Annotated in this window: 24 protein-coding genes; 8 read left to right on the top strand and 16 right to left on the bottom strand. The window is 62.8% G+C overall.

Going from position 1 to position 19,345, the window contains the following annotated elements; genetic code table 11:
* Positions 1-110: 110 nt before the first annotated feature.
* The 7 genes from HB860_RS15920 to HB860_RS15950 form a co-directional block, all read right to left on the bottom strand.
* Positions 111-1,046, bottom strand: coding sequence for a LysR family transcriptional regulator (locus HB860_RS15920; RefSeq protein ID WP_247627436.1), 936 nt, complete (start codon positions 1,044-1,046; stop codon positions 111-113).
* 82 nt (positions 1,047-1,128) lie between these two features.
* Positions 1,129-1,665 carry a glutathione peroxidase gene (locus tag HB860_RS15925; RefSeq protein ID WP_139436872.1) on the bottom strand — a complete coding sequence of 179 codons (537 nt, stop codon included), beginning with the start codon at positions 1,663-1,665 and terminating at the stop codon, positions 1,129-1,131.
* Between the two features lie 59 nt (positions 1,666-1,724).
* Positions 1,725-2,288, bottom strand: a complete 564-nt coding sequence (locus HB860_RS15930; protein WP_247627269.1) for an NnrU family protein — start codon at positions 2,286-2,288, stop codon at positions 1,725-1,727.
* A gap of 202 nt (positions 2,289-2,490) precedes the next feature.
* Complete coding sequence (locus tag HB860_RS15935) at positions 2,491-3,624, bottom strand: glycerate kinase (protein ID WP_247627270.1); 1,134 nt, start codon at positions 3,622-3,624, stop codon at positions 2,491-2,493.
* A gap of 9 nt (positions 3,625-3,633) precedes the next feature.
* Entirely contained in the window at positions 3,634-4,896 is a 1,263-nt protein-coding gene (locus tag HB860_RS15940) for a GntP family permease (protein WP_025325674.1), read from the bottom strand.
* Between the two features lie 119 nt (positions 4,897-5,015).
* Positions 5,016-6,131 carry a sugar diacid recognition domain-containing protein gene (locus HB860_RS15945; protein ID WP_247627271.1) on the bottom strand — a complete coding sequence of 372 codons (1,116 nt, stop codon included), beginning with the start codon at positions 6,129-6,131 and terminating at the stop codon, positions 5,016-5,018.
* Positions 6,118-6,267, bottom strand: a complete 150-nt coding sequence (locus tag HB860_RS15950; RefSeq protein ID WP_432612684.1) for a sugar diacid recognition domain-containing protein — start codon at positions 6,265-6,267, stop codon at positions 6,118-6,120. Before HB860_RS15950 ends, HB860_RS15945 begins: the two co-directional genes overlap by 14 nt.
* Positions 6,268-6,475: 208 nt before the next feature.
* Between HB860_RS15950 and HB860_RS15955 the strand changes: the two genes are divergently transcribed.
* From HB860_RS15955 to HB860_RS15965, 3 genes are all read left to right on the top strand, one after another.
* Positions 6,476-6,850: a YacL family protein gene (locus tag HB860_RS15955; protein WP_139436877.1), complete on the top strand. Its 375-nt coding sequence runs from the start codon at positions 6,476-6,478 to the stop codon at positions 6,848-6,850.
* A gap of 50 nt (positions 6,851-6,900) precedes the next feature.
* Positions 6,901-7,197 carry a hypothetical protein gene (locus HB860_RS15960; RefSeq protein WP_025325671.1) on the top strand — a complete coding sequence of 99 codons (297 nt, stop codon included), beginning with the start codon at positions 6,901-6,903 and terminating at the stop codon, positions 7,195-7,197.
* 193 nt (positions 7,198-7,390) lie between these two features.
* Positions 7,391-8,221 (top strand): CPBP family intramembrane glutamic endopeptidase, encoded by an 831-nt coding sequence (locus tag HB860_RS15965; RefSeq protein ID WP_247627272.1) that lies wholly within the window; start codon positions 7,391-7,393, stop codon positions 8,219-8,221.
* Between the two features lie 78 nt (positions 8,222-8,299).
* On the opposite strand, the gene HB860_RS15970 is transcribed toward HB860_RS15965, so the two are convergent.
* The 5 genes from HB860_RS15970 to HB860_RS15990 form a co-directional block, all read right to left on the bottom strand.
* Positions 8,300-8,719 carry a DUF4426 domain-containing protein gene (locus HB860_RS15970; RefSeq protein ID WP_025325669.1) on the bottom strand — a complete coding sequence of 140 codons (420 nt, stop codon included), beginning with the start codon at positions 8,717-8,719 and terminating at the stop codon, positions 8,300-8,302.
* Positions 8,720-8,723: 4 nt separating this feature from the next.
* A complete protein-coding gene (yggU, locus tag HB860_RS15975; protein WP_247627273.1) occupies positions 8,724-9,032 on the bottom strand; it encodes a DUF167 family protein YggU in 309 nt (102 codons plus the stop codon).
* The gene (locus HB860_RS15980; RefSeq protein ID WP_202047429.1) at positions 9,032-9,583 is read right to left on the bottom strand and encodes a YggT family protein; all 552 of its coding nucleotides are present in this window, start codon (positions 9,581-9,583) and stop codon (positions 9,032-9,034) included. Before HB860_RS15980 ends, yggU begins: the two co-directional genes overlap by 1 nt.
* Positions 9,584-9,605: 22 nt before the next feature.
* Positions 9,606-10,433 (bottom strand): pyrroline-5-carboxylate reductase, encoded by an 828-nt coding sequence (gene proC, locus HB860_RS15985; RefSeq protein ID WP_247627274.1) that lies wholly within the window; start codon positions 10,431-10,433, stop codon positions 9,606-9,608.
* Between the two features lie 159 nt (positions 10,434-10,592).
* Entirely contained in the window at positions 10,593-11,294 is a 702-nt protein-coding gene (locus HB860_RS15990; protein WP_202047431.1) for a YggS family pyridoxal phosphate-dependent enzyme, read from the bottom strand.
* Between the two features lie 39 nt (positions 11,295-11,333).
* Here HB860_RS15990 and tapT point away from each other — a divergent pair, with 39 nt between their 5' ends.
* From tapT to yaaA, 3 genes are read left to right on the top strand one after another with little or no spacing between them, the layout of a single operon-like run.
* Positions 11,334-12,368, top strand: a complete 1,035-nt coding sequence (gene tapT / locus HB860_RS15995) for a type IVa pilus ATPase TapT (protein WP_139436883.1) — start codon at positions 11,334-11,336, stop codon at positions 12,366-12,368.
* A 26-nt stretch (positions 12,369-12,394) separates the two neighbouring features.
* Positions 12,395-13,504 carry a PilT/PilU family type 4a pilus ATPase gene (locus HB860_RS16000; RefSeq protein WP_247627275.1) on the top strand — a complete coding sequence of 370 codons (1,110 nt, stop codon included), beginning with the start codon at positions 12,395-12,397 and terminating at the stop codon, positions 13,502-13,504.
* Positions 13,505-13,536: 32 nt separating this feature from the next.
* A complete protein-coding gene (yaaA, locus tag HB860_RS16005; RefSeq protein WP_247627276.1) occupies positions 13,537-14,310 on the top strand; it encodes a peroxide stress protein YaaA in 774 nt (257 codons plus the stop codon).
* Between the two features lie 190 nt (positions 14,311-14,500).
* Here the strand turns inward: yaaA and srmB are convergent, their stop codons facing one another.
* Positions 14,501-15,724: an ATP-dependent RNA helicase SrmB gene (gene srmB, locus HB860_RS16010; RefSeq protein ID WP_202047435.1), complete on the bottom strand. Its 1,224-nt coding sequence runs from the start codon at positions 15,722-15,724 to the stop codon at positions 14,501-14,503.
* Positions 15,725-15,852: 128 nt separating this feature from the next.
* On the opposite strand from srmB, the gene HB860_RS16015 reads away from it, so the two are divergent.
* Complete coding sequence (locus HB860_RS16015; RefSeq protein WP_247627277.1) at positions 15,853-16,563, top strand: tRNA1(Val) (adenine(37)-N6)-methyltransferase; 711 nt, start codon at positions 15,853-15,855, stop codon at positions 16,561-16,563.
* A 236-nt stretch (positions 16,564-16,799) separates the two neighbouring features.
* Positions 16,800-18,062, top strand: a complete 1,263-nt coding sequence (gene brnQ / locus HB860_RS16020) for a branched-chain amino acid transport system II carrier protein (RefSeq protein ID WP_247627437.1) — start codon at positions 16,800-16,802, stop codon at positions 18,060-18,062.
* A gap of 93 nt (positions 18,063-18,155) precedes the next feature.
* Here the strand turns inward: brnQ and HB860_RS16025 are convergent, their stop codons facing one another.
* From HB860_RS16025 to zur, 3 genes are read right to left on the bottom strand one after another with little or no spacing between them, the layout of a single operon-like run.
* Positions 18,156-18,383 carry a hypothetical protein gene (locus HB860_RS16025; RefSeq protein WP_247627278.1) on the bottom strand — a complete coding sequence of 76 codons (228 nt, stop codon included), beginning with the start codon at positions 18,381-18,383 and terminating at the stop codon, positions 18,156-18,158.
* Between the two features lie 5 nt (positions 18,384-18,388).
* Positions 18,389-18,850 carry a chemotaxis protein CheX gene (locus HB860_RS16030; RefSeq protein ID WP_025325657.1) on the bottom strand — a complete coding sequence of 154 codons (462 nt, stop codon included), beginning with the start codon at positions 18,848-18,850 and terminating at the stop codon, positions 18,389-18,391.
* Positions 18,840-19,298, bottom strand: a complete 459-nt coding sequence (gene zur, locus HB860_RS16035) for a zinc uptake transcriptional repressor Zur (protein ID WP_139436890.1) — start codon at positions 19,296-19,298, stop codon at positions 18,840-18,842. Before zur ends, HB860_RS16030 begins: the two co-directional genes overlap by 11 nt.
* Positions 19,299-19,345: the final 47 nt, after the last annotated feature.

Here is a 19,345-nt window from a genome sequence, read left to right on the forward strand (position 1 = left end):
TGGTTACAACCCTGTTAGCAAAAACGTTTGCACGATATCGGTTGCGCCAACTGGCTGATTTGGCTCGTGTTTGGTATCAGGCGAAAGTCAGTGTTCCTGTATGGAAACGATTATTCCTCCACACCGGACAATCTGCCCCCCAGCCAGGGGGCCAGCCGCTGCGCCCAGTAGGGTTCGGGGCCGAAGCTCTCCTTGAGGAAGTCGATGAAGAGGCGGATCTTGGGATCCAGGTGCTCCCGCCTGGCGTAGACGGCGTGCACCGCCATCTTCTGGTTCGGGCGCCACTGGGGCAGCAGGGGAATGAGCTGGCCGGATTGCAGCTCCTTGTCCAGCAAGTAGTTGGCAACATAGGCGATGCCGAGCCCGGCCAGGGCGGCATCCCGTACCGCCTCCGCCAGATCCACCCTGTAGTTGCCTGCCACCTGCACCGTCTGGCGCTCCTTGCCCTGGCGAAACGACCACTCGTGGTAGCGCCGCTCCCGGCTCTGGTAGGTGATGCAGTTGTGCCTGGCCAGATCCCTGGGATGCAGCGGGGTGCCGTGGCTCAGCAGATAGTCCGGCGAGGCCACCAGCACGAAGCCGATGTCCGCCAGCCGCTGCCCCACCAGGGTCTCGGGCTTGTCCTCGTAGGTGGTGATCCAGAGATCCAGCCCCTCATCCACCAGATTGGTGCGGTGATCGAACAGGGAGACTTCCAGCTCCAGGTCGGGGTAACGCGCCTGGAATGCCTTGAGCCGCGGGATCACGTGCAAGCGGCCGAAGGACTGGCCCACCCCCAGGTGCAGCACGCCGCTCACCTTGCCGCGACGCTCCGCCACCATGGAGTCAGCTTCCAGGGCCACCGCCACCAGGGCGCGGCAGTGGCGGGCATACTCCTGGCCGAGTTCGGTGAGGGAGAAACGGCGGGTGGTACGCTGCACCAGCTGGGCGCCGAGCTCGGTCTCAAGCTGGGCCAGCTGCTTGCTGATGTGGGACTTGGAGACCCCGAGCCGCCGCGCGGCCGCCGAGATGCCCTGTTCGCGGACCAGGGCATCGAAGATCACCATTTGGGGAAGACGTTGCAGCACGGGATAACCAGAGTGAGTGGCGGGCCCCCATTATTCCAGAGCCGCCCGCCAGGGGGTAGGGTCAGCGTCCCAGCGCCTGGATCAGCTGCGCCTTGAGGGGATCATCGGCCGGATTCTGATTGGCGCCATAGCTCGCAATCAGCTTGCCATCGCGGCCCACCAGGTATTTGTGGAAGTTCCAGTTCGGCGCATCCCCATCGGCGGCGGCCGCCAGCCCCTTGAACAATGGCACCGCATCGGCGCCACGCACCGAGACCCGGTTGAACATGGGGAAGGTGACCCCGTAGTCCCGGCGGCACACCTCGGCTGTCTTGTTCTCGTTGCCCGCCTCCTGCCAGAAGTCGTTGGAGGGGAACCCCAGCACCATCAGCCCCTTCTCCTTGTAGCTCTGGTAGAGCGCCTCCAGATCCCGGAACTGGCCGCTGTAACCACAATAAGAGGCGGTATTGACCACCAGCACCACCTTGCCCTCGGTCAGCTGGCAGAGGTTGTGGCGCTGGGTGTTGTTGAGCTCCCGCATCTCCACATTGAAGTAGTCGGGACAGGCGGCAGATGCCGCGCCAGATCCAAGCAACAGCAGCAGGGTGAACCATTTCATTGACGTGACTCCTCGGGTTTTCTCCATCATACGCGAGATCCCCGCACAAGGTTCAGGGATCAGTGCAGCGGGATCCCGGTCAACCAGCCGTGGCCCCAGAAGATGAGCATGGCCGTCAGCACCATACCGGCGCCCACGCTGATCCCCGTCCCCTGCCAGGTGGCCGCCGGCCTCGGCTTGGTGCGCCAGTCCCGTACCGATATCCAGACGATGCTGACCAGCGCCCAGGCACCCAACCCTCCGAACAGCACCAGGGAGCGCGCCTCGCTGTTGACCGCCAGATGGGCACAGGCCCAGAGCAGGGTGCCGAGCAGCTGGGGGTGTACCAGCCAACGCCTCAGGTGGTTGGGCCCCTGGCCAGCGCAGAGCAGGATCAGCGCGACCGGCATGGCCGCCATCACCAGCATGGGCCCCCAGGCGGGCAGGAAGTAGAGCGGCAGGGGGCTGGCGCTGCGCCAGCCGGCGAGGATGCAGCCGATGGCGACGAACACCAGCAGCGAGAAGAGTCCCTTGTAACGGTTCTCCCCCAGCCGATCCCGCAGGCGGGCACGGTGCGCTGCGGCGTAGCAGGGATAGAGATGGATCAGGGTAAACAGCAGTACCCCCAGGGTCAGCAAGATCATGGGTTGCTCCTTGTACTATGGGGGATCACTATGCCGCAAAGGCCCCTGGCAGAATACAAAAACCATATACAAGACAGCAGGATAATAAAAAAGCCGATCCTGGGATCGGCAAGGTGCGTCAGAGGGTCCGCCCTCAGGGGAGCAACCACATCCGCTACACGGGGCAGGGTGCGGCCGGTGACGGGCTCCGGCCAGAAGAGGATTAACGACGCAGCAGATAGAGGGCGGCGACGTTGCGGGCCGTGAGCTGCAGGTTGGTGGTGGCGGTTGCGATCGCCTCCGGCAGGGACATGGCCCGGTTGACCACGGCGAACACGGCGTCGATGCCATGGTCATGGACCACGCCGCAATCGTCGGTCAGGCAGCCGGCGATGCCGATCACCGGCTTGCCGAACTGCTTGGCGCAGCGTGCGACACCGATTGGCGTCTTGCCGTGGATGGTCTGGCTGTCGATGCGACCTTCCCCGGTGATGACGAGATCCGCATCGGCCACTTCATCGGCCAGTTTCAGAGCTTCGATGACGATCTGGATGCCGGGCTTGAGCTCCGCGCCGAGCAGGCCGACCAGGGCGGCGCCCATGCCACCGGCGGCGCCCGCCCCCGGAATATCTTTCACCTGCTTGCCGAGGGCCTGCTCGATGCAGTCGGCGTAGCGGGCCAGATTGGCATCGAGCTGCGCCACCATCTCGGGGGTCGCCCCCTTCTGCGGGCCGAACACGGCAGAGGCGCCTTTCGGGCCGCACAGCGGGTTGTTCACGTCGCAGGCCACCTCGATGACCAGCTCGCTCAGGCGGGGATCCAGCCCGCTCAGGTCTATGGTGGCGAGCTCACCGAGACCCGCGCCCCCCAGGGCTATAGGGGTGCCATCTGCTTTCAAGAGCTTGCCGCCGAGCGCCTGGATCATGCCGGCACCGCCGTCGTTGGTGGCACTGCCGCCGATGCCGAGGATGAGGTGAGTGACCCCCATCTCCAGCGCCGCCAGGATCAGCTCGCCGGTGCCGAAACTGGAGGTGAGCAGTGGATTGCGCTGCTCCGGTGCCACCAGATGGATACCTGAGGCCGCCGCCATCTCGATGACGGCACGCTGGCCATCCCCCAGCAGGCCGACGAAGCCCTGCACCTTGTTGCCGAGCGGTGCCGTCACCTCGACCGGCAGGATGCGGCCACCGGTGGCATCCACCAGGGACTGCACCGTGCCCTCGCCGCCATCGGCCATAGGCAATTTGACGTAGGTGGCATCCGGCAGCACCTGCTTGAAACCGGCCTCGATGGCATCGGCCACCGCCATGGCGCTCAGGCTCTCCTTGAATGAATCGGGGGCAATAACAATCTTCATATCAATTCCTTAGGCGAGGCCAAACACGCCAAACATCAGGGTGGAGACAGTTGCAATGGTCAGACCCACCGCGGTTTCGTACGGGATGAGCTTGAGGCGCTCACCCACCCCCATGTGGACGCTGCCACCGGTGGCATGGAAGAAGGAGCCGTGAGGCATGTGGTCAAACACGGTGGCACCGGCGTGGATCATGGCGGCCCCCGCCAGACTGCTGATCCCCAGCTCGATCAGGGTGGAGCTGAACACGTTGGAGGCCACCACTGTCCCGGCCGTGGTCGAGGCGGTCGCCAGCGACATCAAAGCGCCGGAGATGGGGGCCAGCAGGTAGGAGGGCAGACCTGAGGCGGTCAGGCCGCTGATCAGCACATCCTTCAGGCCGGAGTTCGCGATGATGCCCGCCAGGGTACCCGTCCCCAGCAGCATGATGGCCACCGGCGCCATGCGGGCGAGGCCGGAGACCGCAAACTGGTTCACCTTGCTGAACTTGCCCATCATCAGGGCGCCGACCAGGCCGCCGAGGGGCAGGGCGATGAGGGGATCCACGACTATGCCGGCCACCGGGCGCAGGGCCAGCAGCAGTATGGCGACCAGGGGGGCGCTGATGGCGGCGAAGAAGCCGGGCAGCTTGCCACCGTCAAAGTTCACCACTTCGTCGGCCGCGACCTTGCTGCCCCGCTTGTTGAGGCGCTTGGCCAGCCAGTAGGCCATCACCAGACCGAACAGACCCGGGATGATGCCGGCCGCCATCACAGAGGTGAGGGGCAGGTGGAAGGCGTCGGACGCGGCGATGGCGTTCGGGTTGGGGGACATGACGTTGCCCGCCTTGCCGCCCCCTATCATGGCCAGCAGGATGGCGGCCTTGGAGAGATCGGCGCGACGGGCGATGGCGAGCGCTATGGGGGCGACGGTGATGACGGCCACGTCCACGAAGACGCCGACCGCGGTCAGGATCAGGGTCGCCAGGGCCAGAGCCAGCAGGGCACGGGTCTCGCCGAGCTTGCGGACTATGGTCTCGGCTATGGTGGTGGCGGCACCCGATTCGATGAGCACCCCGGCCAGTACGCCTGCCGCCAGGATCCGCATCACGGCCGTGGTGATCCCCTGGGCGCCGCCGATCATCAGGGCGACGGTCTGGGTCAGGTCGGCGCCGCCGATCAGGCCACCGGCCAGGGCACCGACTATCATGCCGTAGGCGGGCGGCACCTTCTTCAGAATCAGGAAGATGGCGATGGAGAGCGCGGCGAGAGCGCCGAGCGCGGATACAGGGATCATGACGGGCACCTTTCAAATGAGTGAGTGGTGGCCATTATGGTGATCCCGACCCTAAATGCTTTGGCTTAAAAGCCAAAGCTTGCGCTTCATCAGCCTATGTTTTTGTTCATATGAACAAATCAGCCATCGAGATTGAGCCCGAGATAGAGCAGGAACTTGTCATCTAACCTATTGAAATTCAAGCCTGTTATCTGCTCTATCCGGGTCAGCCGATAACGCAGGGTATTGGGGTGGATGAAGAGCGTTTCGGCACAGGGATGCAGATCACAATCCTGCAAGAAATATTGCCGCAGCGTCTTTTGCAGCGTTCCCTTTGCATCCTCTTTTGCCAGCTTGAGCAGGGGGGCCCGCAGCTGATCCGCCTGCCAGGAGTCCGCCAGGCTCCCGAGCAGCACCGGCAGGCGATAATCCTCGAAGAAGTAGACCTGCTTGCGCGGCGCCTGGCTCATGCCTCGGCGCAGGGTGTCGCGGGCGGTCTGGTAGGAGCGCGCCAATCCGCCCGTCCCGGCGAAGTAATCACCCACCCCTATGCGCACCTTGAAATGGGGAATGCGGGCCAGCAACTGCTTGATGCGGCTGCGCTCCTGCGCCGATTGCCAGACGCCATCGCTGAGCTGGGCCGGCTTGAGCACCACTATCTCGTCCAGGCCGTTGATGGCCACCAGGTTGTCCCGCTCCGGATTTTCCAGGAGGTGCACCAGCTCCCGCAGACGTGCGGGATCCGCCTCCTCCAGCGCCAGCACGGCGACGACGCGAGGCTGGGCCAGATCGAGATCGAGGAAGCGGGCTGCCTGCTGCAGCTGATCGGCCCTCCCCTCGCCGCGAATGAGCTGCAGCACCAGCTCCTCCTTGTGGCGCTTGTCCCACTGCAACTGCTCGGTGAGCGCCGCCTGCTCCAGGATCAGCTCGGCTGTCATCCGCACCAGCTCGGCGTAAGCACGCACTTCTTCCGGATCCCCCGAGATGCCGATGACGCCGAGCAACTCCCCCTGATAGGCGATGGGCAGGTTGATGCCGGGCCTCACCCCCTTGAGCTGCTGGGCGGTCGCTTCGCTTATCTCCACCACCCGGTTCTCGGTCAGCGCCAGCACGGCCCCCTCGTGACGCTGATGGAGCCGCTCCGGGTTGCCGGAGGCGATGATGAGGCCCCGCTCGTCCATCACGTTGACCGAGAAGGAGAGTATCTTCATCGCCCGGCTCACAATCTGACGGGCAAGGGTGTCATTGAGCTGCATAACATCTCCGGATAGATAGCAGAGGGTTGCCGAAGGCGATGATAAGGCAGCTTTCGTCCATTACCTTGACCGAGAAGGAGAGTATCTTCATCGCCCGGCTCACTATCTGACGGGCAAGGGTGTCATTGAACTGCATTGCCTCTCCATACCATTCGTTGACAGGCCCCCGGGTGGCCTGGATCCGGGGGACAGACCCGTTAAAGATCCCACATCATCAAGACAAGCGCGGGGGGGATCGCTAGAATAGGCCACTTTACGCTATCTGTGCCCCACCCGGGATCATGGAACCGGCGTCACGCCGTTCCGTGTTGTGGTGGCTCCACCCTTCCGATAGGGACTCCGCTATGGACTATGAATTTCGCCGCGACCCGTTCGGTGGCTATCGCGCCCGGTTCTCCATGGGCCATGAGGCCATAGGTCAGTGGCTGATCGATGAAGTTGGCAAGGATGAGGATACCCTCGACGAGCTCTTCTCCATCATCGACCAGCTTTCCAATCGAACCCGCACGGAGTACAGGCGTCACGGCGGTGACTATTCGCTGCTGCTCACCCCTGAGGAGGCCGAGGTGAAAGCCAACGTCCTCAATATCGAGCTGGATGAGGATCTCGACGATCTCGCCTACTACGATGATGAGCAGCTGGCCATGTGCGGACTGGAAGACTTTGCCCAGGTGCTCGGCTCCTGGCGCGCCTTTATCCGCAACGAGGATATGGGCTGAATACCCACATTTCGGGCGAGCATGCCCCTTGCAACCCAACAGGATTGACTATGTCCATTTACGATTTTGATGACGAACTGCCGGAAGACGAAGAACAGGAATCCAGCCAGAAAGCCGCCGTGCCTGCCAAGAAGAAAGGCAAGCAGGTGATGAATACCCAGGTCAACCTGAGCCCGCGCGATGCCAGCCGCCTGAACGGCCTGCACGTCGAAGCCATCACCACCCTGGACGACGTCAGCCTGCCGAAGAATGTCATCTTCAAGGCCGGCCTCATCGCCCTGGGCGAGCTGGAAGCGAGCAAGCGCGCCGACATCATAGCCCGCGTCATCGCCGAATCCGGCCGTTAATCTGGTCTGGGCCCCTTCACCCGGGCCACCACCTATCCCCAAAGCCGGAGCCTAGCTCCGGCTTTTTATTGCCCAGGCCGGTCAGCGCTGTCGGCAAGAAGGAGCCCGACTGGGCTCCGACCAGTCCATTGCGCCTTGTGCCAGAGGCGAAGGCTCGTTAAGGTGCGCCCCTTGCAACCCACAAGGAGACTCAATGTTACCACTCCCTGACACTCTCATCTGGCTCGCCCTGGGACTGGCCGTGCTGCTCTGCCTGGCCCGCCAGCAGCGGAGCGGTCTGATCCTGCTGGGGGTCGCCCTGCTGACCGCGCTCTGGCTGGAGCGACTCGGCCCCATCGCCGCGCTGGTCAGCCTCGCCGGTCTCTTGCTGGCCTGGCGCACGCCCACCCTGCCCCAGCCCTGGCGTGGCGTCGCACTGACGCTGGTGCTGCTGTGGGCCCTGGCCCTGACGCTGCACCTGGTGCCGGGCTTTGACAACCTCAAGGTGCTGGATCGGGTACAGGCCGGTCCCGCCAGCGTCCCCTTCACCCTCTACCTCAATCTGGACAAGCCGCTCATCTTCTTCGGCCTGCTGCTGGCCTGGCCCGCCCTGCTCGGCCCGGGCGGCGCGATACGCTGGCGACCGCTGGCCCTGCTCATACTGCCGCTGGCGACCCTGCTGATCGCCGCCTGGCAACTGGGGGCCCTCAAGCCCGAAGTGGGGCTGCCCCACTGGTGGTGGCTGTTCGCTCTCAACAACCTGCTGTTCACCTGCGTGGCGGAAGAGGCGCTGTTTCGCGGCCTCATCCAGCAAGGGGTGGCGAGCCGAAGCAAGCCCTGGCTCGGTCTCCTGATCGCCAGCCTGCTGTTCGGGGCCGCCCACCTGGCCGGTGGTCCGCTGCTGGTGCTGTTTGCCGCCCTGGCGGGGGCCTGTTATGGCCTGGCCTTCCTGCTGAGCGGGCGCCTCGGCGTCGCCATCACGATCCACTTCCTGTTCAACTTCGCCCACCTGGCCCTGTTCACCTACCCGCTGGCCAGCCACTAACTGCGAAGGCTGGTTCTAGCCGGATAAAAAAATGCCCCGAACCTGTGGGGTCGGGGCATTTTCATCCCATCCGGACAGCTAGTCGACGTAGAAGGTCTGCTGGAAGGTCAGCGTCTGCTGCTGCCCCTCCCCCATGATCTTCAGGGTGAACTGGTAGGTGTCCTCGTTCCGGTAGGGCAGCACCGCCAGGTAGTAAATGGAGTCCCCCTCCTTCACCTCCTGGAAACTCAGGGTACGTATGGTGCCGGTGAGGTTCTTGGCCTCGCCGCTTATGCCCACCGCCTGAGCCACCCCTTGCTTGTTCTGCACCGCAATGTTGACGATGCCGTTGTAGCGGCTGCGCTCCAGGCCATAGGCCTTGGCCACCTCAGGGGTGAGGAAGCTGGAGTTGAAGGCGCTGTAGTGAACCTGCCAGGGGCCCAGCTCCTTCATCTGCTCGGCCCGCACCGGCAGCGTCATCAAGAGCGCCAGCAGGCAGCTCATCCAGACTGTTTTCATGATGTCATCCTTTTCCTGTTCCACTCTCCAGCAGGGCGGCGATCTCGGCGGGGATCTGTCTTGGTGCCTCGATGGCGACCGTCTTGTGCCGTCCCAGCTCCCCCCGCACTATGCGGACCTGCCCCTTGGCCACCTTGCACTGCTTGGCCAGATACTTGATCAGATGGCTGTTCGCCTGGCCATCCACCGGCGGCGCCGTGATGGCCACTTTCAGCTCGTCCCCGTGCAAGCCGACGATCTGATCCCGGCTCGCCTTGGGCTGGATCATCAGGTGCAGTATCAGCGCGTCCCCTTCCAGCAGGACGGCTGGCATCAGATCATCCACCACAGCTGACCGAACAGATCCCCCAACAGATAGTTTATGGCCTGCAGCGCGATGAAGGCGACCAGCACGGAAAGATCCAGGCCACCCAGCGCCGGCAGTATGCGGCGGATAGGGGCCAGGAAGGGTTCGGTCAGCTGATGCATCACGTACTCGATGGGGTTGCGGCCCTGGCTGACCCAGCTCAGGATGGCGCGGATCAGCAGCACCCAGAAGATCATGGAGCCCGTCTTCTTCAGCACAGTAAGCAGGGCAAACAGGCTGAGGGTCAGCCAGTCGGTCAGCAGCACGTTCATGCTCTTGAGCAGCGCCAGCTTGGCGAAGGCGATGATAAGCGCCAGCAGCACCGAGGCCATGTCCAGCCCGCCGAAGCCGGGGATGATGCGGCGCAGCGGGATCACCAGGGGATTGGTCACCTTGACCACCATCTGGCTCATGGGGTTGTAGAAATCGGCGCGGGCCCACTGCAACCAGACGCGCAGCAGCACCACCATGAGGTAGAGATCAAAAATCGTGTTAATCAAAAAGTAAGCCGTGTTCATCCGGGCTCCTTGCTAAAAAGGTTCAGAAAAGGGTTTCCATCTCGGCGGCCCGGGTGACGGCCGCCTGCATGGCACGAGCGGTCAGTGGCTTCAGCCCCTGCTCCTGGAATGTCCTGACGGCCTCGGCCGTGGTGCCGCCCTTGCTGGTGACCTGCTCGCGCAGGGTCTGCAGGGAGAGCTCGGGGTTCTGCTCCACCATGGCGGCGGCGCCAAGAGCGGTCTGCTGCACCAGCAGACGGGCCTGCTCGGGAGTGAAGCCCATGGCCTCCGCCTCCTCGGCAATCCCCTGCATGAACAGGAAGAAGTAGGCCGGGGCGCTGCCCGCCGCGGCGATGACGCCGTTGATGCCGCTCTCCTGCGCGACCCAGAGGGTCTTGCCGACGGCCTGCATCATCTGCTCGGCGAAGTCGCGATCCACCTGTTCTATGCCGCTCGGGGCATAGAGGCCCGTCATCCCCAATCCCAGCAGGGAGGGGGTATTGGGCATGGTGCGGATGATGCGGCCGTGGCCCCCCGCCATCTCCTGCAACCGCGCGACCTTGATGCCGGCGGCGATGGAGACGAGCAGCTTGCCCTCAAGGGAGCCCAGCTCGGCCACCAGCGCCTCCAGCATGGCCGCCATCAGCTGGGGTTTGACCGCCAGCACTATGACCTCGGCCTCACGGGCCGCCTCGGCGTTGTTCTGGGTGATGCGAATGCCGAACTGGTCGGCCAGCGCGTCCAGCTTGGGGCGGCTGGGGTTGGCGGCAGTGATCCGCCCGGCCGGATAACCGGCCTGGATCAGACCGGCAATGATGCTGCGGCTCATGTTGCCCGCCCCGATGAAGGCGATGGTTCTCTTATGCTGCATCTTGCACTCCTGCTGATGAAATGACTGCGGAGCCCTGCGTGCCCGCCCCGATAAAGGCGAGGGTTCTATGTTGCATCACACACTCCTGTTATTGGCTTCCAATACGGCGGTGTGCCCGCACCGGCGAAGGCGGGGAGAGGCGGCACCGCGTGCTTCTGTTCATGAATAATCACGGGCACCGAAGATGGCGGTGCCGACCCGGACCATGGTGCTGCCATGGGCGACGGCGGCCTCGAGATCCTCGGTCATGCCCATCGAAAGGGTGTCGACGCTCGGGTATTGTTGCGCAAGCTCGGTGAACAGAGCCTGCATGCGTAGCATCTGCGCGGCCAGCACCGCCTCGTCGCTGGTGTGCTCCGGGATGGCCATCAGGCCACGCAGCACCAGTCGCCCGCTCTGGGCAACCAGGGCGGCCAGCCGGAAAATCTCTTGCTCCGACGTACCGGATTTGCTGCTCTCTCCGCTAATATTGATTTGCAGACAGACATTTAGCGGTGCCAACCCGGCTGGACGCTGGTTGTTGAGGCGCTCGATGAGTTTGTCACGATCGACGCTTTGCACCCAATCGAATCGCTCCGCCACCAGCCTGGATTTGTTCGATTGCAGCGGGCCGATAAAGTGCCACTCTATGTCTTGGCAGGCGGCCTGCTCACGCAGGGCATCAATCTTGAGCGCGGCCTCCTGGGCATAGGATTCGCCAAAGCGGCGCTGACCGGCGGCATAGGCGGCCTGGATGTCTTCAAGCGGCTTGGTCTTGCTGACCGCAAGCAGCTGGATATGATCGGCGCCACGGCCAACTCGCCGTGCAGCCTCTACAATACGTTCCTTTACCTGAAGCAGGTGCTGGGCAATCTGGCTCATATTTCGTTCGTGATCTTGTGATGGGAGAATAACAAATCTATGGATATCACAGAGTTATTGGCTTTCAGTGTAAAGCATAAGGCCTCGGATCTACACCTCTCGGCCGGGGTTCCCCCGATGATCAGGGTTGATGGGGAGGTTCGCAAGATCAATTTGCCCGCCCTGGATCACCGTGAAGTACACGCCCTCATCTACGACATCATGAACGACCACCAGCGCAAGGAGCTGGAGGAGAATTTCGAGGTGGACTTCTCCTTCGAGGTGCCCGGCATGGCGCGCTTCCGGGTCAACGCCTTCCAGCAGGCGCGGGGCTCTGGCGCCGTGTTTCGTACCATACCGAGCACGGTCCTGACCCTGGAAGATCTGGGGGCGCCGGAGATGTTTCGCAAGATAGCGGAGTTTCCCCGCGGCCTGGTGCTGGTCACGGGCCCGACCGGTTCGGGCAAGTCAACCACCCTGGCGGCCATGGTCGATTACATCAACGACAACTTCCACCACCACATCCTCACCATCGAGGATCCCATCGAGTTCGTGCACGAGAACAAGCGCTGCCTGGTAAACCAGCGCGAGGTGCATCGCGATACCAAGAGTTTCGCCAACGCCCTGCGCTCGGCCCTGCGTGAAGACCCGGACATCATACTGGTGGGGGAAATGCGCGATCTGGAGACCATACGCCTCGCCATGACGGCGGCGGAGACGGGTCATCTGGTGTTCGGCACCCTGCACACCTCGTCGGCGGCCAAGACCATAGACCGTATCATCGACGTCTTCCCCGGCTCGGAGAAGGACATGGTGCGCTCCATGCTCTCCGAGTCCCTGCGGGCTGTCATCTCCCAGACCCTGCTCAAGCGGATCGGCGGTGGCCGGGTGGCGGCCCACGAGATCATGCTGGGGATCCCGGCGGTGCGAAACCTGATCCGGGAAGACAAGGTCGCCCAGCTCTACTCCATCATCCAGACCGGGATGACCCACGGCATGCAGACCATGGATCAGAGCCTCAAGCAGCTGGTCAACCGGGGCGTGGTTGCCGCCCTGGACGCCAGGGCCAAGGCGGCCGATCCCAACAGCATTTAAGACACTTTCACACCCAAGGAGTCGCTATGAACATGGATGTTCTGCTCGCCGCACTGGTTGAACAAAAGGGCTCGGATCTCTTCATCACGGTCGATGCCCCTCCCACCCTCAAGGTCAACGGGCGCCTGGCGCCGCTCGGGGGGAGCCCGCTGGACAAGCAGGCGGCGCTGGCCCTGGTCAGGGAGAGCCTGGACGAGGCGCACTTCGAGCGCTACCTGCGCACCCGGGAGGCCAACTACGCCATCCACCGCGAGGGGCTGGGGCGATTTCGGGTCAGCGCCTTCTGGCAGCAGGACCTGCCGGGCATGGTGCTGCGCCGCATCGAGACCCGCATTCCCACCTTCGAGGAGCTGACGCTGCCCCCCATACTGCAGGAGGTCGCCATGGCCAAGCGCGGCCTGGTGCTGTTCGTCGGCGCCACCGGGGCCGGCAAATCCACCACCCAGGCGGCCATGATCGGCTACCGCAACCAGCACGGCGACGGTCACATACTGACGGTGGAGGATCCGGTGGAGTTCGTCCACCAGCATGGGCGCTGCCTGGTGACCCAGCGGGAGGTGGGAATCGACACCGAATCCTTCGACGTGGCCCTCAAGAACTCCATGCGCCAGGCACCGGACGTCATCCTCATCGGCGAGATCCGCACCCAGGAGACCATGGAGCTGGCCATCCAGTTTGCCGAGACGGGCCACCTCTGTCTCGCCACCCTGCACGCCAACAATGCCAACCAGGCGCTGGATCGCATCCTCCACCTGGTGCCGCAGGAGAAGCATCGCCAGTTCCTGTTCGATCTCTCCTTCAACCTGCGCGCCATCGTCGCCCAGCAACTGCTACCCTCCCTGCACGGGCAGCGCCGTGTCGCCGCCTTCGAGATACTGCTCAACACCCCGCTCATCACCGACATAGTCCGCAAGGGAGAGGTGCACAGACTCAAGGAGGTGATGACCAAATCCGGCGAGCTCGGCATGCAGACCTTCGATCAGGCGCTGTTCGCCCTGTTCTGCGCCGGCCAAATTGGCTACAGTGAGGCCCTTGCCCATGCCGACTCCGCCAACGACCTGCGACTGCTGATCAAGCTGTCGGGTCGCGAGCAGCTGGGTGCAGGCACACTCGACAACGTGACCCTGGATGAATGAGGGGCGTGCGTCACCGCTAGTAAAGGACAGTTATGCTGATTGTGGTTTCCCCGGCCAAGACGCTGGATTACGAGTCGCCGCTGGTGACCTCCCGTTTCACCCTGCCCGAGCTGCTGGATCACTCCGTCCGGCTGATCCACAGGGCGAGGCAGCTGACCCCGGATCAGATCGCCAGCCTGATGAAGATCAGCGACAAGCTGGCGGGGCTCAACGCCGCCCGCTTTGCCCAGTGGCAGCCGGACTTCACCCCGAGCAATGCCCGCCAGGCGCTGCTGGCCTTCAAGGGGGACGTCTACACCGGCCTGGCCGTGGAGGATTTCAGCGAGGCGGACCTAGACTTCGCCCAGGCGCACTTGCGCATGCTCTCCGGCCTCTACGGGGTGTTGCGACCGCTGGATCTGATGATGCCCTATCGGCTGGAGATGGGGATCCGCTTCGACAACGAGCGCGGCAAGGATCTCTACCAGTTCTGGGGCGACATCATCACCGAGCACCTGAACAAGGCGCTGGCCGCGCAGGGCAGCGAGGTGCTGATCAATCTGGCCTCCGACGAATACTTCAAGTCGGTTCGCCCAAAGGCCCTGAAGGGCCGCATAGTGACGCCGGTGTTCAAGGACGAGAAGAACGGCCAGTTCAAGATCATCAGCTTCTACGCCAAGAAGGCCCGCGGCATGATGGCTCGCCACATCATCAAGCACAGGCTGACCGAGGTGACCCAGCTGACCGGGTTCAATGAGGCTGGCTACTATTTCGTGCCACAAGAGTCCGACGATCGCACCCTGATGTTCAAGCGCGCTGAAAATTAATTACAAATGGAGGGAACCAAGTTCGGGATCCCCGGGTCTGAACCTATGAATCCTCTGTTGTAAGCACTTTTTGTTGGCCGACGTTCATGCGTCGGCTTTTTTCTGCGCGCTTATCACCACATCGGCTCGGGCCCGGGTGACAGGCAGCAAAACGGCCATCCGAGGATGGCCGTTGCAGCGTCGATGGGCATTACTTCTTTTTCTTCTTGGCGCTCTTCTTCTTGCCATCCTTCGGCTTTTTCTTCTTCACCGGCACCCGCGCCTCCTTGTGTCTCGGACGCAGCTCCTCGATCACCCGGCGCTTGAGACGCTCCTCGGTGTAGCGCTCAATCTTGGCCACCATGGCCATGTCGTGGGCTTCCACCAGGCTGATGGCGCAGCCCCGGTTGCCGGCGCGGCCGGTCCGGCCGATACGGTGCACATAGACGTCGGTGCCGTAGGGCATGTCGTAGTTGATGACGTGGCTGACGTTGGGCAGGTCGATGCCACGAGCGGCCACGTCGGTGGCGATGAGGAAGGGTACCTCCCCTTCATGGAACTTGCGGATCGACTCGACGCGCTTGCTCTGCTCCATTTCGCCACGGATCCAGGCACAGGGGACGCCGGCGGCCTGCAACTGGCCGGAGAGCTCCGCCAGCCGCTCGCGGGTCTTGACGAAGACGATGGCCTTCTGGGTCTGGGGATCCTTCAGAATGTGGATCAGCAGCGCCAGTTTGTGGGCGGCATCATCGGCCAGGTGCACCCACTGGGTGATGGGGCGGCGCTCGCTGCGGGGCGGCTCGGCATGCAGCTCCACCGGATCGTTGAGGATCTCGCTCGCGAACTTCTCGAGACCGGCCCCTTCCAGGGTGGCGGAGAAGAGCATGGTGTGCTTGCGGTAGCGGGCCTCTGCCACTATGCGGTTCACATCCTTGATGAAGCCCATGTCCAGCATGCGGTCCGCTTCATCCAGCACCAGCACCTCAATGTCGTGGCTCTCGAACTCTTCCTTCTCTATGTACTCCAGCAGGCGACCCGGGGTGGCCACGACTATGTCGGTGGTCTTGGTCAGGGCCGGCAACTGCTCCTCATGGCTGACGCCGCCGATGATGGTCTCGATGCTGAGATGGGTATGCACCGCCAGCGCCCTGGCATGGGCACTGACCTGCAGCGCCAGCTCGCGGGTCGGGGTCAGGATCAGCATGCGGCACGGGCCCGGCTTGCGACGCGGGAAGTCCAGCAGGTGCTGCATGGCGGGCAGCAGGAAGGCGGCTGTCTTGCCGGTACCGGTCGGAGCGGATGCCAGAATATCGCGGCCGTCCAGGGCTGGCTCCAGCACCATCTGCTGAATGGTGGTGGGGCGGGTGAAACCCATCTCGGCCAAGGCCCGGTTGAGGGCTGGATTCAGGTCGAAATCATCAAAGGACTGGCTCATGGCAATACTCGGTCATTAAGGAAACGGCAGATTATAGGCGATTATGCCGCCGGCTCCTATGGCGACTGTGGCTTAGCCGCTATAATCGCCGACCATTTTCGCCATGGCAGACGAGCAACGAGGGTCAGATGGGGCGTAGCAGCGGTTTTACCTTCAAACAATTTCACATCGACCATGACCGCTGTGCCATGAAGGTGGGCACAGACGGCATACTGCTGGGGGCCTGGGCGCCGGTCGACAACGCCCGCCGGATCCTCGACATCGGCACCGGCACCGCCCTCATCGCCCTGATGCTGGCCCAGCGCAGCACGAACGACTGCCGGATCGACGGGGTGGAACTGGATAAGGATGCAGCCGAGCAGGCCAGGGACAACGTGGCGGCCTCCCCCTGGGCCGCCCGGGTCAGCATCATAGAGAGCGCCATTCAGGATTATCGGGCGGCCCCTTACGATCTCATCGTCTCCAACCCGCCCTATTTCGTTGCAGGTCAGGTATTTAGCGATCCGGCCAGGGCGCTCGCCCGCCACACTGGCGCGCTCGATCCCCATGCGCTGCTGGCGGCAAGCCGTCGTCTGCTGAGTCAGGATGGGCGGCTGGCGCTGGTGCTGCCCACCGCCATGGCTGATGAAATTTTATGCATCTCGGCAGATTATGATCTGTACAGCCTTTGTTATACAGCTGTTATCACCAGGGAGGGGAAAGAGGCAAATCGCGTTTTATTGCTACTTGGCAGAGGATTAAGCAGGTGCGAGCAGGGTGAAATTGTGATCCATTCTACTGCCGGAGGCTATTCCGACAGATACATCCAACTAACCTGCCCCTTCTATTTGAAGATGTAAATTTCGCCTTGAACTATTTTTTCACATCATTATGCTGACTAGCAAACGAGCGCCCGCTCAAGACCAGCTCAAACCACTGGTGGCGATGAAAAAAGCAGCGGGGCTCCTTTTTTTTACCCCTGAACAACGCCGGTCACTGACCAATAAAAAACTATAACAAGCAATAGTTTACAAGACAGACGAGGTTGAACTTGACGAAATCACTCACATTGTCCGATGTACTCGGATTGGGCTTCATGACCTTCGCCTTCTATCTGGGCGCAGGCAACATCATCTTCCCGCCCCTGGCCGGTTACATGGCGGGTGAGCACCTCTCCCTGGCCATGCTGGGCTTCCTGGTGACCGCAGTGGGCCTGCCCCTCATCACCATTCTCGCCGTCGCCAAGGCTGGCAACGGCTGGGCCGGCATGACCAAGTTGCTGCCCACAGGCGTCGCCACCGCGCTGGCTGTCGCCATCTACATCATCATAGGCCCGGCCTTCGCCGCCCCCCGTACCGGCCTGGTGGCCTACGAGATGGGTCTCAAGCCCTTCCTCGGTGACATGGGTCAATCCGGCCTGGCCGCCTACACAGTGGTCTTCTTCGGGATCGCCATCCTGGTCTCCCTCAACCAGGGCAAGCTGATGGACGCCATCGGCAAATTCCTGACCCCGGTGCTGATGCTGCTGCTGCTGACCCTGGCCGTCGGCGTCTTCGTCGCACCGCAGGGCTCCATGCCCGCCGCGTCCGGCGACTATCAGAACAGCCCCCTGGTGAAAGGGATCCTGGAAGGCTACAACACCATGGATACCCTGGCGTCCCTGATGTTTGGCGCCCTGATCGTCGATCTGCTGCGCAAGAAAGGCATCCACGATTACCAGAGCCAGTTCAAGTACCTGGCCATCGCCGGCATCATCTCCGCCATCGGCCTGTCCGTGGTCTATGTCTCCCTGTTCCAGCTGGGCAACACCGCGGCCGGTGTCGCCACCGACGTCAGCAATGGCGGCGCCATCGTCAACGCCTATGTGCTGAGCCTGTTCGGCCAGCCGGGTCAGTTCATCCTGGCAGCCATCATCACCCTGGCCTGCTTCACCACCGCCGTGGGCCTGATCTCCGCCTGCTCCGACTTCTTCCACAACCTCACCGGCGTGAGCTACCAGAAGCTGGTGGTGCTGCTGGGGGTCGTCTGCGCCGTGGTGGCCAACGTCGGCCTGAGCCAGCTCATCAGCCTCTCCATCCCGGTGCTGGTCGCCATCTATCCGGTGGCCGTGGCCCTGGTGCTGGTCACCTTCCTGAAGGGTTACTTCGGGCGTCCCCGCCTGGTGTTCCGCTCCGTGCTGCTGGTTGCCTTCCTGTTCGGCTGCCTGGACGGTCTGGGTGCTGCCGGCATGAAGATGGATGCGTTCGCCTTCCTGCCTCTGTTCGACAAGGGTCTGGCCTGGTTGCTGCCCACCCTGCTGGCCTGCGGCCTGGGCACCCTGGTGCGCGGTGGTGACAAGCTGGCCGCCGAAGCCGCCTGATCCTCATCCCGACGACATGAAAAAGAGGCCAGCTTTCGCTGGCCTCTTTCATTTGTGTTTGTGCAACGGGTGCATGGCAAATCGGGTTAGTGCTCAGAGCACGGATGCCGGCCTGGGTTTGCCGGCCAGCCCGTACCAGTGGCTCTCGACCTGGCCGGCATGCCAGCGCAGGGTGCCCCAGGGCTGCTCACTCTGCCAGCGCGGGAAGTTGATCTGCACGCTGTTGTCTTCGTACTTGTGGAGGGAGGTGCTGATCTGGATATCCGACAGGATAAGCAGCACGACTCCCCCGATGACACTCCATTTCAGCATCGTCCACATGGCGGTTACTCGAAGCAGATCTCTATGGTGGCACGGCCGTACTCGGAATCGAACGGCATCATGATCTTGGCACCGTCAGCCCTGTGGGTGATGGTGTGGTTGGGACCGGAGACAATGATAGGGGTCGCCATGTCGAACTCATAGCCCTTCTCCCCCAGCATGCGCTTGGCGCCGCCGGTCACCATGTTGGTGATCTCGCCCACCATGTCGGTCACCTCTTCGTTGATGGTGGCCGGTGCCTCCCCCAGCATGCGGCGCATGATCTCCAGCGCCAGCCCCTTCTCGAAGCTGATGGAGAGCGACCCCCGGGTCTGCGGACCCACCATGCCGATGAGACCGGAGACATCCCCCCGCGCCAGCTCGTCCGTCTTGCGCTTGGGTGCGCCGGGTTTGAGCTCCAGCTGTGCCATGGTGGAGAGCACATTGAGCAGGGAGAGCAGGAACGGGTTTACAAAATCAGCCTTCATCTTCACTTCCTACTGTGTCAGAGCAACGAGCACATTGACCATGGGCCTCTATGGTCTTGTTGGTAATAGTAAAACCATGCTGGCGAGCCTGCTCGGAAAAGGCGCTGTCGATGGCGGGATCGTGCAGCTCAACCACCTCCTTGCAGCGATCGCAGATCAGCAGCTGCATGGGATGGGCATGGTCGAAGTGGCAGCAGAAGATGAAGGCATTGAGCGACTCCACCTTGTGGGCGAACCCCTGCTCGAGCAGAAAATCGAGCGCCCGGTAGACGGTGGGGGGTTTGGCATGTGCCTCGGTCTGCTGCAACTGGGCCAGCAGATCGTAGGCGCTGATGGCATTGCCATGGGCGGCAAGCAGCCGGAACACCTGGCGCCGGGTCGGGGTGAAACGGATCCCCCGCTGGTCGCAGAGACGTTCCGCTCGTTGTAGAAGTAGGTCTTGATTCATGTTCACGCAGATACCCTGTCAATTAGCCGGATACTATCACAGGGCCC

The sequence above is a fragment of the Aeromonas genomosp. paramedia genome (assembly GCF_023093515.1).
Taxonomy (GTDB): Bacteria; Pseudomonadota; Gammaproteobacteria; order Enterobacterales; family Aeromonadaceae; genus Aeromonas.